Origin of the sequence: Nocardia stercoris, from assembly GCF_003696265.1 — a bacterium.
Lineage (GTDB): Bacteria > Actinomycetota > Actinomycetes > Mycobacteriales > Mycobacteriaceae > Nocardia > Nocardia stercoris.
The window spans coordinates 23,727-37,030 of record NZ_RFFH01000026.1 but is presented as its reverse complement, the minus strand read 5'-3'; the positions used below and the strand labels follow the sequence as shown (position 1 = coordinate 37,030).

Annotated in this window: 12 protein-coding genes; 11 read left to right on the top strand and 1 reads right to left on the bottom strand. The window is 70.4% G+C overall.

All coding sequences use genetic code 11. The features are described from left to right. Positions 1-15: 15 nt before the first annotated feature. From EBN03_RS31815 to EBN03_RS31795, 5 genes are all read left to right on the top strand, one after another. Positions 16-1,272: a bifunctional 3,4-dihydroxy-2-butanone-4-phosphate synthase/GTP cyclohydrolase II gene (locus EBN03_RS31815; protein WP_122191880.1), complete on the top strand. Its 1,257-nt coding sequence runs from the start codon at positions 16-18 to the stop codon at positions 1,270-1,272. Positions 1,273-1,306: 34 nt separating this feature from the next. Continuing rightward, positions 1,307-1,786: a 6,7-dimethyl-8-ribityllumazine synthase gene (gene ribH, locus EBN03_RS31810; protein ID WP_122191879.1), complete on the top strand. Its 480-nt coding sequence runs from the start codon at positions 1,307-1,309 to the stop codon at positions 1,784-1,786. A 5-nt stretch (positions 1,787-1,791) separates the two neighbouring features. Beyond that, a complete protein-coding gene (locus tag EBN03_RS31805; RefSeq protein ID WP_233608773.1) occupies positions 1,792-2,253 on the top strand; it encodes a PH domain-containing protein in 462 nt (153 codons plus the stop codon). A gap of 108 nt (positions 2,254-2,361) precedes the next feature. Further along, positions 2,362-2,898, top strand: a complete 537-nt coding sequence (locus EBN03_RS31800; RefSeq protein ID WP_158675802.1) for a DUF4333 domain-containing protein — start codon at positions 2,362-2,364, stop codon at positions 2,896-2,898. Positions 2,899-3,005: 107 nt separating this feature from the next. Continuing rightward, on the top strand, positions 3,006-4,430 hold the full coding sequence (locus EBN03_RS31795) for an amino acid permease (RefSeq protein WP_122191876.1): 1,425 nt from the start codon (positions 3,006-3,008) through the stop codon (positions 4,428-4,430). An 82-nt stretch (positions 4,431-4,512) separates the two neighbouring features. On the opposite strand, the gene EBN03_RS31790 is transcribed toward EBN03_RS31795, so the two are convergent. Further along, positions 4,513-6,201, bottom strand: a complete 1,689-nt coding sequence (locus tag EBN03_RS31790) for an FAD-binding dehydrogenase (protein ID WP_233608772.1) — start codon at positions 6,199-6,201, stop codon at positions 4,513-4,515. Between the two features lie 156 nt (positions 6,202-6,357). Between EBN03_RS31790 and EBN03_RS31785 the strand changes: the two genes are divergently transcribed. The 6 genes from EBN03_RS31785 (at position 6,358) to whiA (ending at position 13,168) form a co-directional block, all read left to right on the top strand. Beyond that, the gene (locus EBN03_RS31785; RefSeq protein WP_122191902.1) at positions 6,358-7,560 is read left to right on the top strand and encodes a winged helix-turn-helix domain-containing protein; all 1,203 of its coding nucleotides are present in this window, start codon (positions 6,358-6,360) and stop codon (positions 7,558-7,560) included. Between the two features lie 129 nt (positions 7,561-7,689). After that, the gene (locus tag EBN03_RS31780) at positions 7,690-8,061 is read left to right on the top strand and encodes a DUF4189 domain-containing protein (protein ID WP_122191874.1); all 372 of its coding nucleotides are present in this window, start codon (positions 7,690-7,692) and stop codon (positions 8,059-8,061) included. 67 nt (positions 8,062-8,128) lie between these two features. Beyond that, on the top strand, positions 8,129-10,141 hold the full coding sequence (gene uvrC, locus EBN03_RS31775; protein ID WP_122191873.1) for an excinuclease ABC subunit UvrC: 2,013 nt from the start codon (positions 8,129-8,131) through the stop codon (positions 10,139-10,141). A 101-nt stretch (positions 10,142-10,242) separates the two neighbouring features. Then, entirely contained in the window at positions 10,243-11,115 is an 873-nt protein-coding gene (rapZ, locus tag EBN03_RS31770; RefSeq protein WP_122191872.1) for an RNase adapter RapZ, read from the top strand. After that, entirely contained in the window at positions 11,112-12,194 is a 1,083-nt protein-coding gene (locus EBN03_RS31765; RefSeq protein WP_122191871.1) for a gluconeogenesis factor YvcK family protein, read from the top strand. The genes rapZ and EBN03_RS31765 overlap by 4 nt, the downstream gene beginning before the upstream one ends. Then, on the top strand, positions 12,185-13,168 hold the full coding sequence (gene whiA / locus EBN03_RS31760; RefSeq protein ID WP_122191870.1) for a DNA-binding protein WhiA: 984 nt from the start codon (positions 12,185-12,187) through the stop codon (positions 13,166-13,168). Before EBN03_RS31765 ends, whiA begins: the two co-directional genes overlap by 10 nt. Positions 13,169-13,304 lie beyond the last annotated feature (136 nt).

Sequence of the window (13,304 nt, the reverse complement as noted above, 5' to 3'; positions counted from 1 at the left end):
GGAGCACAGACAGACGTGACCAGGTTCGACAGCATCGAACGCGCGATCGCCGACATCGCCGCCGGTAAGGCGGTCGTGGTCGTCGACGACGAGGGACGCGAGAACGAGGGCGACCTCATCTTCGCTGCCGAGAAAGCCACCCCGGAGCTGGTGGCGTTCATGATCCGCTACACCTCCGGCTACATCTGTGTGCCGCTGACCGGCGCCGACTGCGACCGTCTCGCGCTGCCGCCCATGTACGCGGTAAACCAGGACAAGCACGGCACCGCCTACACCGTCGCCGTCGACGCCCGCGAGGGCGTCAGCACCGGAATCTCCGCCGCCGACCGCGCCACCACGATGCGGCTGCTCGCCGACCCGAAGGCCGGCGCCGGCGACTTCACCCGGCCCGGTCACGTGGTCCCGCTGCGCGCCAAGGACGGTGGCGTACTGCGCCGCCCCGGCCACACCGAGGCCGCGGTCGACCTGGCCCGGATGGCCGGCCTCGAGCCCGCCGGCGTGATCTGCGAGATCGTCAGCCAGAAGAACGAAGGCGATATGGCGCGCACCGAGGAGCTGCGCATCTTCGCCGACGAACACGAGCTGTCGCTGATCTCGATCGCCGACATGATCGCCTGGCGCCGCAAGAACGAGAAGCAGGTCGACCGGATCGCCGAGGCCCGCATCCCCACCCCGCACGGCGAGTTCCGGGCCGTCGGCTACAAGACCATCTACGACGACGTCGAGCACGTCGCCCTGGTCATGGGCGACATCGCCGGGCCGGACGGCTCCGGCTCCGACGTGCTGGTGCGCGTGCACTCCGAGTGCCTCACCGGTGACGTGTTCGGGTCGCTGCGCTGCGACTGCGGCCCGCAACTGGAAGCGGCGCTCGAGATGGTGGCCAAGGAAGGCCGCGGCGTCGTGCTGTACATGCGCGGGCACGAGGGCCGCGGCATCGGCCTGATGCACAAGCTGCAGGCCTACCAGCTGCAGGACGACGGGCACGACACCGTCGACGCCAATATCGAACTCGGCCTGCCCGCCGACGCCCGCGACTACGGCACCGGCGCCCAGATCCTGGTCGACCTCGGCATCAGCTCGATGCGGCTGCTCACCAACAACCCCGCCAAGCGGGTCGGCCTCGACGGCTACGGCCTCTCGATCACCGAACGGGTCCCGATGCCGGTGCGCGCCAACGCCGAGAACCTGCGCTACCTGCGGACCAAGCGCGATCGGATGGGCCACGACCTGGTCGGGCTCGACGACCTGGACCTCGGCGAAACGGCACAGTGACCTGCCGCGCGGACGCGGCCGGAAAGGAACATTCATGAGTGGCACCGGCGTTCCCACCTTCGCGCTCACCGAAGCCAAGGACCTGAAACTGGCCGTGGTCGCCTCCCGCTGGCACACCACCATCTGCGACGCCCTGGTCGCCGGTGCCGAGCGCACGGCGAAGGCCTCCGGCGTCGCCGAGATCACCATGGTCCGCTGCGCGGGTGCGATGGAGCTGCCCGTGGTGGCGCAGACGCTGGCCCGCACACACGACGCCGTCGTGGCGCTGGGCGTCGTGATCCGTGGTGAGACACCGCATTTCGACTACGTCTGCGACGCGGTGACCGCCGGGCTGACCCGGGTCTCGCTGGACGAGGGCACCCCGGTCACCAACGGCGTGCTCACCGTGAACACCGAACAGCAGGCGCTGGCCCGCGCCGGCCTGCCGGGCTCGGTGGAGGACAAGGGCGAACAGGCGTGCGCGGCGGCCCTGGACGCCGCCCTCACCCTGCGCGCCCTGCGGGCGGCGGTGTGAGCGCGGTGGCCACCGAGCAGACCACCGGCGACTGGGATCTGGTGGTGCGGCCGCGGCGGGCGACGCTGCGGATCCGGATCGTCGCCGCGCTGATCGCGGTCGCGTTCCTGGTCGCGGGACTATTGAGCTCGCACCAGACCACCGGCGTGAACTTCCGGGTCGCCGACCAGGGCGCGGTCGTGCTGCTGGGCCTGCTCATCGCCGGCGGCGTCCTGGTCCTGGCCCGCCCACGGGTCCGCGTCGGCGCGCGCGGTGTCGAGGTGCGCAACCTCGCGGGCACCGACCTGTTCGCTTGGCCCGACATCCGCGGGGTGTCTTTCCCGGAGCAGAAGCGTTGGGCGCGACTCGAATTGGTCGGTGACGAATACGCGCCGCTGATGGCGATCCGCGCCAACGACGGTGAGTACGCGGCTCAGGCGATGGCGACCTTCCGGAAGCTGGGTGCCCACTACACGGGCACGGAATAGGCCGGTCGGTCCGATCCGATGGCACCAGCGGGCACGAGTGTGATAGCACTGCACAGATCCGATTCCGGGCGGTCGCCGGCCGCCCGACACTCGAAGGGTGTTGTGTCCATGCGTCGTGGCTTGCTTCTCTCCGTGGCGGCTCTGCCGATCCTGCTCGCGGGGTGCTCGTCGTCCTCCTCCTCGGCGCCCGCGCAGATTCCGGCGCAGAACCTGCAGCCCGCACTGACGAACCTGTACCAGCAGTACGCCGGGGTGGCGATGCCGAAGGGCACCTGCGACGGAACCGTCGTCGCGCAGGAGGGTTCCGCGGTGAAGTGCACGATCACCGACGGCGCCGGGACGGCCTGGCCGGCCACCGTCACCGTCGCCAAGGTGCACGACGGCAACGCCGACCTGAACGCGGCCTTCGTCGACCCCATGATCAGCGTCGCCGACGCCAACGCCAATGTGGCCACGCTGTACAAGATGTTCACCGACGCCGACGCGACCAAGGTGGCGTGCGTGGGCCTGCAGAAGGCCGCGCCCGCGAGCGTGCGTCCCTGTGTGGTCACCGATTCGACCGGCAAGACCGTGAAGGTCTCGCTCAGCGTGTCGTCGGTGAGCGGCGACAAGCCCGCCTTCCAGCTGTCCATCCCCAACAGCTGAGTCCGCGCCCGGGCTAGCCTGGGAACACTGCGGAGTCCCGCCGTTCACCGGTGCCGCAGGCTCGTCTGTAGTTGTCGCGTTCCACCGATCGCGAAGGGCCAGTGGTCATGACCGACGTTCAGCGGGAAGCACGCCTGGAAGCGGAGGACGCCGGCTATCACAAGGGCCTGCATCCGCGGCAGGTGAAGATGATGGCGATCGGTGGCGCGATCGGCACGGGCCTGTTCCTCGGCGCGGGCGGGCGGCTCGCCAAGGCCGGGCCGGGGCTGTTCCTGGTGTACCTGCTGTGCGGCGCGTTCGTCTTCCTGATCCTGCGGGCGCTCGGTGAGCTGGTGCTGCACCGGCCGTCCTCGGGCTCGTTCGTGTCGTATGCGCGCGAATTCTTCGGGGAGAAGGCCGCTTTCGTCGCCGGCTGGATGTACTTCCTGAACTGGTCGATGACCGGGATCGTGGACAGCACCGCCATCGCCACCTACCTGAAGTACTGGGGCGCCTTCCAGCACCTGCCGCAATGGACGATGGCGCTGACCGCGCTGCTGGTCGTGCTGGCCGCCAACATGATGTCGGTGTCGCTGTTCGGGGAGATCGAGTTCTGGGCCGCGCTGGTGAAAGTGGTGGCGCTGCTGTCGTTCATCGGTATCGGCACGGTGTTCCTGGTGGCCCGCGGGCACGTGGGCACCGAACCCACCGGGCTGTCGGTGGTTTCGGCGCACGGCGGCTGGTTCCCGACCGGGCTGCTGCCGCTGGTAACCGTCACCTCCGGGGTGGTGTTCGCCTATGCCGCGGTGGAAATGGTCGGCACCGCGGCGGGGGAGACGCAGGACGCGCGCAAGATCCTGCCGCGGGCGATCAACGCGGTGATCGTGCGGATCGCGGTCTTCTACGTGGGGTCGCTGCTGCTGCTGGCAGTGCTGCTGCCGTACACCGCCTACTCCGAACACGAGAGCCCGTTCGTCACCTTCTTCTCGAGACTGGGTGTGGCGCATACCGGTTCGATCATGAACTTCGTCGTGCTGACCGCCGCGCTGTCGAGCCTGAACTCCGGGCTGTATTCCACCGGCCGCATCCTGCGCTCGATGGCGATGAGCGGCAGCGCCCCGGCGTTCACCGCGCGGATGAACCGCTTCGGTGTTCCCTACGGCGGCATCCTGTTGACCAGCGGCATCGCGCTGTGCGGGGTGGGCCTCAACTATGTGGTCCCCTCGGAGGCCTTCGAGATCGTGCTGAATATCGCCGCGCTCGGTATCCTCGCGTCCTGGGCCACGATCGTGGCCTGTCAGCTGCAGATGTGGCGGTTGTGGCGGCGCGGGGAGATCGAGCGGCCCGACTTCCGGATGCCGGGCGCACCCTGGACCGGGATCGCGACGCTGGCGTTCCTGGGAATCGTGTTGGTGCTCATGGCTTTCGACCACCCCGTCGGCACCTGGACCGTGGCGAGCCTGGTGGTGCTGGTCCCGGCGCTGGTGGGCGGGTGGTTCGCGGTGCGGCACCGGGTCGCGGCGATGGGCATCTCGGCTCCGCCGCTGCACTGACCGGCCGAGTCGGCGCCGATCGGCCGAGCCGGGCAGCATCGATCCGGCCGTGCACTCGCCGGCCGGGTGGTCGGCTGCGCCGCTACCGCACCGCCGCGGCCAGTGCGCGCCCCGCGGCCCGGCCCGAGAAGATGCAGCCGCCCAGGAACGTGCCTTCCAGCGCGTTGTATCCGTGCACGCCGCCGCCGCCGAAGCCGGCCACCTCGCCCGCCGCGTACAGACCGGGGAACGGCGTGCCGTCGGGCCGCACGACCTGGGAGTCGAGGGTGGTCTGCAGGCCGCCGAGGGTCTTGCGGGTCAGGATGTTGAGCCGCACCGCGATGAGCGGGCCGTGCGCCGGGTCGAGCAGCCGGTGCGGCGCGACCACCCGGGTGAGCCGGTCGCTGAGCCCGCGCCGGGCATTGCTGATCGCCTGCAGCTGAGCGTCTTTGGTGAACGCGTTGGTCACCTCGCGGTCGCGGGCGACGATCTGCCGCTCCAGATCCGCCACGTCCAGTACCGGGGTGGTGCCGTCGTGGGCGGGGCGGGCGAGCGCGTTCATCTTGGTCACCAGGTCGGTGAGGTTGTCGGCGGTGACGAAGTCGATCCCGTGCTTCAGGAACGCCTCGATCGGGCCCGGAGCACCGCCCGCGGCACGGGATTTCAGCACGAGCTTCAGGTCCTTGCCGGTCATGTCCGGGTTCTGCTCGGAGCCCGAGAGCGCGAACTCCTTGGCGATCACGGTGTGGTTCAACACGAACCAGGAGTAGTCGTGGCCGTGGGCCAGGATCGCCTTCATGGTGGCGTTGGTGTCGAAACCCGGGAAACACGGTGCGGGAAGCCGCTTTCCGATGGCGTCGAACCACAGCGAGGTGGGGCCGGGAATGATCCGGATCGCGTGATCGGGCCAGATCGAGTTCCAGTTGTGGATGCCCTCGGTGTAGTTCCACGTTCGGTCGCGGTTCACGATCCGGCCGCCGGCGGCCTCGGTGATGGCGAGCATGCGGCCGTCAACGTAGGCCGGGACACCCGAGATCATGGTGGCGGGGGCCTGGCCCAGCCGCTGCTCGGGCCAGTTGCGGCGGATCAGCTCGTGGTTGTGCCCGATGCCGCCGGAGCTGACCAGCACGGGCGCGCCCCGGAACTCGAACTCGTCCACCACGTCTCGCGGGGAGGCGGAACCGCGCCCCAGTTCGGTGGGGACCAGCACACTGCCCCGCACACCGGTGACCGCACCGTCCTCGACGATCAGCTCGTCGACCCGATGCCGGAACGCGAAGCGCACCAAGCCTTTTCGCTCCGCGGCGAGCACGGGTTCGGCGAACACCCGGACCACTTCCGGGCCGGTGCCCCAGGTCATGTGGAACCGCGGCACCGAATTGCCGTGGCCGTCGGCCAGCGCACCGCCGCGCTCGGCCCAGCCGACCGCGGGAATCACCCGCAGACCCAGATCATGCAGGTACTGCCGCTTCTCCCCGGCGGCGAACTCGACGTAGGCGCGCGCCCAGCGGCGGCCCCACTGGTCCTCGTCGTCGCGGTCGAAACCGGCCGAACCCAGCCAGTCCTGCCACGCCAGCTCCAGCGAGTCCTTGATCCCCGTGCGCCGCTGCTCGGGACTGTCGACGAAGAACAGTCCGCCCAGCGACCAGAACGCCTGCCCGCCCAGATTCGCGCGGTTCTCCTGGTCGAGGACGAGGACCCGCCGCCCGGCGCGGGTGAGCTCGTAGGTCGCGACCAGGCCGGCCAGACCGGCACCGACGACGATGACCTCCGGTGTCCACGATTCCGTCACGGATTCCTCCAGCTCCCGGGGGTACGGCTTGTCGTATTTTGCGAAGGTAACAGACGGCGCCGACAGCCCCGGCGACTTGTCGGTGCCTTCTGTCACCATTCCCGGGTGACCACCACGACCACCACCGTCGGCCGGGCGCGGGCCGGCGCCGACCGGATGACCGCCGCCGCGGCGCGCCGGACCGCGTTGGCCGCACAGGGTTTCGGCAAGCTACCCGCGGCCGCCGCGTCCCGCGGCGCGGTGCACCGGCTGCTCGAGCGCACCCGGCTGCTGCAGCTGGACTCGGTGACCGCGGTGACCCGCGCCCACTATCTGCCGGTGTTCAGCCGCCTCGGCGCCTACGACCGCGCGCTGGTCGACGAGGCCGCCTGGTCGCACCGGGCGCGGCGGCCGCGGCGGCTGGTGGAGTACTGGGCCCACGAGGCGGCACTCGTCCCGATCGAGGACTGGCCGCTGCTGCGCTGGCGGATGGCCGAATACGGGCACGGCCGCTGGGGCGGCGCCCGCAAGGTACTGGAACGGGACCCGGGGCTGCCCACGGCGGTGCTGGCGGTGATCGCCGAACGCGGGCCCAGCACCGCGGCCGAGATCGAGCGGGCGCTCGAGCTCGGCGGTCCGCGCGCCAAGGATCACTGGGGCTGGAACCACAGCGACACCAAGGTGGTGTGCGAGCAGCTGTTCGCCGTCGGCGAGCTGTCGGTCGACAAGCGGGTCGGTTTCCAGCGCTACTACGACCTGACCGAGCGGGTGCTGCCGGCCGCGATCCGCGCCCGCACGGTGGCCGAACCGGACGCGGTACGGGAACTGATGCTCAAGGCAGCGGCGGCGCTCGGCGTCGGCACCGCCGCGGATCTGCGCGACTACTACCGGCTGCGCAGTGCGCAGGCGGCCCCGGCGCTGGCCGAACTGGTCGCCGCCGGGGAGCTGGAAGCGGTGTCGGTGGCGGGCTGGGATCAGCCGGCCTACCGGCATCCGGCCGCGCGCACCCCACGCCGGATCGAGGGCACGGCACTGCTGTGCCCGTTCGATCCGCTCGTCTTCTACCGCCCGCGCACCGAGCGCATGTTCGGCTTCCACTACCGGATCGAGATCTACACCCCGGCCGCCGAGCGGGTGCACGGGTACTACGTGCTGCCGTTCCTGTCCGGCGACCGGCTGGTGGCCCGGGTCGACGTGCGGGCCGACCGGGCCACGGGCCGGCTGCTGGTGCCGGGCGCGTTCGCCGAGCCGGACTGCGGCACAGCCGAAGTCGCCGCCGATCTGGCGGATTCCCTACGGCGGCTGGCGGATTGGCTCGAGCTCGACACCGTCGAGATCGGTGAACGGGGCGATCTAGCCGCCCGGTTGCGGGCCGGGTGACGGCCGCTGTTCCGGTCGAAATCGGGTGGGCGGTAACTCGATTGGATTGCGGGATTCCTGCGAGTACCCTGTGGACGTCCGGTCGGGGGAGCGGAGCGGACACGGAACAGAAATTCGGGAGGAAATCCGATGACGGGAACAATTTCGCGCGGCCGTCGCATGGTGGTCGGCGGTACCGCCGGTCTGCTGCTGGCCGGTGGTCTGGTCGGGGCCGGTGCCGCGCAGGCCGACGGCTGGTACTACGGCGCCATCGCCGTGGACAGCCACGGCAATGTCGGCAAGTCCTGGGACTACGACGACAGCAGCAGCGCCGAGCAGCGTGCGCTGGACGAGTGCGGCAACTCCGACTGCACCATCGTGGCCAGCTTCAGCAACGGGTGCGGTGCGGTCTCCGACAACGGTGACCGGTACTCCGGTGGCACCGGCGACGACCTGGGCACCGCCGAGAACGTGGCGGGCGGCAACATCATCGCGTGGGTGTGCACCTCGGGTCACTCCTGATCGGCGGCGGGCGCGGATTCCGATCCGCGCCCGCGGCTTTGTCGGTGCCCGTCGTTAACCTGGATGCGTGGCAGATCCCGCGACCTACCGGCCGGCAACCGGCACCATTCCCGTCGAGCCCGGCGTCTACAAATTCCGGGACGGTTTCGGCCGGGTCATCTATGTCGGCAAAGCCAAGAGCCTGCGGTCGCGCCTGAATTCGTATTTCGCGGACGTCTCCTCGCTGCATCCGCGCACCCGCCAGATGGTCACCACCGCGGCGTCGGTGGAGTGGACCGTGGTGTCCACCGAGGTGGAAGCCCTCCAGCTCGAATACAACTGGATCAAGGAATTCGACCCGCGGTTCAACGTCCGCTATCGCGACGACAAGAGCTACCCCATGCTCGCGGTGAGCATGAACGAGGAGTTCCCGCGGGTGTTCGTTTATCGCGGCGCCCGCAAGAAGGGCGTCCGCTACTTCGGCCCCTACGCGCACGCCTGGGCCATCCGCGAGACCGTCGACCTGCTGCTGCGAGTGTTCCCCGTCCGCACCTGTTCGGCCGGAGTGTTCAAGCGCCACAACCAGATCGGTCGCCCGTGCCTGCTGGGCTACATCGACAAGTGCGCCGCGCCCTGCGTCGGCCGGGTGGACGCCGCCGAGCACTACGCGATCGCGGAGGCGTTCTGCGACTTCCTCGCCGGCCGCACCGACCGGCTGGTGCGCGAACTCAAGCGCCGGATGGCCGATGCCGCCGCGGAGCTGGACTTCGAGAACGCCGCGCGGCTGCGCGACGACGTGGCCGCGCTGGAACGGGCGCTGGAGAAGCAGGCCGTGGTGCTGGGCACCGGTACCGACGCCGACGTGATCGCCTTCGCCACCGACGAACTCGAGGCGGCCGTGCAGATCTTCCACGTGCGCGACGGCCGGGTGCGCGGGCAGCGCGGCTGGGTGGTGGACAAGTCCGGCGACGCCGTCGATCTGGAGTCCGGTGAGGTGCCGGCCCTGGTCGAACAGTTCCTCACCCAGTTCTACGGCGAACAGGTGGCCGCCGCGGAGCGCTCGGTGGGCGAGGAGGCGGCGACCGCGGTGCCGCGCGAGGTGCTGGTGCCCGCCCTGCCCGACGACGCCGCCGAGGTCGGCCGTTGGCTCTCGGAGCTGCGCGGCTCGGCGGTGCAGTTGCGGGTGCCGCAGCGTGGCGACAAGAAGGCGCTCATGGAGACCGTCGAGCGCAACGCCGCCGAGGCACTGGTCCAGCACAAGCTCAAGCGGGCCGGCGATCTGACGGCCCGGTCGGCGGCGCTGCAGGGCATCCAGGACGCGCTCGACCTCGACAGTGCGCCGCTGCGTATCGAATGCGTGGACATCAGCCACGTACAGGGCACCGATGTGGTGGCGTCGCTGGTGGTGTTCGAGGACGGGCTGCCCCGCAAGTCCGACTACCGGCACTACGCCATCAAGGAGGCCGCCGGCGGCGGCCGATCCGACGACGTGGCCAGCATCGCCGAGGTGACCCGGCGGCGGTTCGCGCGGCTGCGCCGCGATCTCGCCGCCGCCGACGCGGACGCGGCGGCCGCCGAATCCGGCGACACCGAACCCGGCCTGCCCGGCATCGATCCGCAGACGGGGCGCCCGCGTCGCTTCGCCTATCCGCCCAACCTGTACGTGGTGGACGGCGGTGCGCCGCAGGTGAATGCGGCCGCGGAGGTCCTCGACGAGCTCGGCATCACCGATGTGGCCGTGATCGGCCTGGCCAAACGGCTCGAAGAAGTGTGGGTACCCGGTGAGCCCGATCCGGTGATCATGCCCCGCAACAGCGAATCGCTGTACCTGCTGCAACGGGTGCGCGACGAGGCCCACCGCTTCGCCATCACCTTCCACCGCAGCAAGCGCTCCCGGCGGATGACGGCCTCCGCGCTGGACACCGTGCCCGGACTGGGCGAAGCCCGGCGAACCGCCCTCGTGTCGCACTTCGGCTCGGTGGCCCGGATCCGGGAGGCTACGGTGGAGCAGATCACCGAGGTCCCGGGTATCGGGGTGGCGACGGCGAAGGCTGTGCTCGCGGCGCTCGGTGAGGACGCGAGTTCGTCGACGCCCGGGTAACCGGGCCGACCTCGATTGGTTACGTCGGTTTCGCGTGGGTGTCGTACGGTCGGGTCCGGCCGCGCGGCCCGAGGAGCTCGAGAAGAGGACAGGATGCTCTCATGACCGAAGTCGTGATCGTCACCGGGCTCTCGGGCGCCGGCCGCGGAACCGCGGCGCGCGTCCTCGAGGATCTGGGCTGGTACGTCGCGGACAATCTGCCGCCCGAGCTGATCGGCCGGCTGGTGGAGCTGGGCGCCGAGACCGACCCGCAGATTACCCGGCTCGCCCTGGTCATGGACGTGCGCAGCCGGTTCTTCACCGGCGACCTGTCCGGCGTCACCGAGCAGTTGCGCGGGCAGGGCATCCGCACCCGGGTGCTGTTCCTGGAGGCTTCCGACACGGTGCTCATCCGCCGCTTCGGTTTCGCGCGCCGACAGCATCCGCTGCAGGGGGAGAACGCCGACGGCACCCTGTCGGCCGATATCGCCGCCGAGCGGGCGCAGCTGTCGCGGGTGAAGACCGCCGCCGATCTGGTCATCGACACCACCACGCTGTCGGTGCATCAGCTGGCGCGGAAGCTGGAGGAGGCTTACGGTGACGGCGCGGCCCAGCCGCTGCAGATCACCATCCAGTCCTTCGGCTTCAAGTACGGCTTGCCGCTGGACGCGGACATGGTGTTCGACCTGCGGTTCCTGCCCAACCCGCATTGGATACCCGAATTGCGGGAACACACCGGACAGGACACGGTGGTCAGCGAGTATGTACTCTCGCGTCCCGGCGCACAGGAATATCTGCAGACCTGTGGCCGGCTGATCGACCTGACCATCACCGGGTACCGGCAAGAGGGGAAGCGATACATGACCGTCGCCGTGGGTTGCACGGGCGGGAAACACCGAAGTGTGGCGATGTCGGAGGCGCTGGGTGACCTGCTCGCCGAGCGCGACGCGGATGACAAGGTGCGCGTGGTACATCGAGATCTGGGGCGCGAATGATCCCGGACGAGATCGCGGCGGGGGCCGCGACCGACGGGAGCGACGCCGGCGGGCCGGCGATCGTGGCCATGGGCGGGGGGCACGGGCTGTACGCCACGTTGACTGCCCTGCGGCGACTGACGTCGCGAATCACCGCGGTGGTCACGGTGGCCGACGACGGCGGCTCGTCGGGCCGGTTGCGGGCGGAACTGGGGTTGCTGCCGCCCGGCGATCTGCGGATGGCGCTGGCCGCGCTGGCCGACGACACCGACGGTGTCTGGGCGCGCACGGTGCAGCACCGGTTCCGTGGTTCGGGGGCACTGGCCGGGCATTCGGTCGGCAATCTGATCCTGGCGGGCCTGACCGAGGTGCTCGGCGACCCGGAGGCGGCCCTGGCCGAGGCCGGGCGGATCCTGGGCGTGACCGGCCGGGTGTTGCCGATGTCGCCCACGCCGCTGACCATCGAGGCCGACGTTTCCGGGCTGGAGGCGGATCCGCGGGTGAGCCGGTGTATCCGCGGGCAGGTCGCGGTGGCGACCACGCCGGGCAAGGTGCGCCGGGTCCGGTTGATCCCGTCCGATCCGCCGGCCAGCAGCGCGGCGACCTCGGCGATCGAGGCGGCCGACGTGGTGGTGCTGGGCCCGGGATCGTGGTTCACCAGCGTCATTCCGCACGTTCTGGTGCCCGCGTTGCGGGACGGGCTCGAACACACCCGGGCGCGAAAGATCCTGGTTCTCAATCTCGCTGCGGAACCGGGCGAAACGGCGGGATTCAGCGCCGAGCGGCACCTGCATGTATTGTCCCAGCACGCACCGGATTTCGAAGTCGACCAGGTGGTGGTCGATTCCGGATCCGTACCCGAGGGTAGGGAACGCGAACATCTGGCAAGAGCTGCCGAACAGTTGTGCGCGCGAGTAACCTTTGCCGATGTCGCCGAGGCGGGCACCGACCGGCACCATCCTGGAAAGCTCGCCGCCGCACTGGATCAGGTGATTCGGCAACCTCGGCCGGAGCTGGCAGGACTTCGAGCAGAAGGACGGCAGATGACCGAGCACGTACGGTCCGCATTGGGCGGGAAGGAGCGCGTCTCGTGGCGATGACAGCCGAGGTGAAGGACGAGCTGAGCCGGCTCAGCGTGTCCCAGGTGAGTTCGCGCAAGGCCGAATTGTCGGCATTGTTGCGGTTCGCCGGTGGTTTGCACATCGTCGGCGGCCGCGTCATCGTCGAGGCGGAGGTCGATATGGGGTCGATCGCGCGGCGGTTGCGGCGCGAGATCTTCGAGTTGTACGGCTACGGCTCGGACGTGCATGTGCTGGGCGCGGGCGGCCTGCGCCGCACGTCCCGCTATGTCGTGCGGGTTTCCAAGGAGGGCGAGGCGCTGGCCCGCCAGACCGGGCTGCTGGATGTGCGCGGCCGGCCGGTCCGCGGCCTGCCGGCTCAGGTGGTCGGCGGCAGCATCAGTGATGCCGAGGCGGCGTGGCGGGGCGCGTTCCTGGCCCACGGTTCGCTGACCGAGCCGGGCCGCTCGTCGGCGCTGGAGGTGAGCTGCCCGGGTCCGGAGGCCGCGCTGGCCCTGGTCGGTGCCGCCCGCCGGATGAGCATCTCGGCGAAGGCCCGCGAGGTGCGCGGCACCGATCGGGTGGTGGTGCGCGACGGTGAGGCGATCGGTGCCCTGCTGACCCGGATGGGCGCGCAGGACACCCGGCTGACCTGGGAGGAGCGGCGGATGCGCCGCGAGGTCCGGGCCACCGCGAACCGGCTCGCGAACTTCGACGACGCCAACCTGCGCCGCTCGGCGCGCGCCGCGGTGGCCGCGGCCGCCCGGGTCGAGCGTGCGCTGGAGATCCTCGGCGACGAGGTGCCCGACCACTTGGCGGCCGCCGGCCGGCTGCGGGTGCAGCACCGGCAGGCGTCGCTGGAGGAGCTGGGCCAGCTGGCCGAGCCGCCGATGACGAAAGACGCTGTGGCCGGCCGCATTCGGCGCCTGCTGTCGATGGCGGACCGCCGCGCCAAGGAACTCGGGATCCCCGACACCGAATCGGCGGTCACCGCCGAATTGCTCGAGGACGCCTGAGCGATAGCTACCCACCACGACGGCCCGTCACTGCCCCGGCAGCGGCGGGCCGTCGGCCGCTCGGCGGTGCCCGCGCTTGCGGTTCATGGTGTGCCGCTGCGGTATTCGGCATCCGAGCTTGCCCGGTCGATACCGC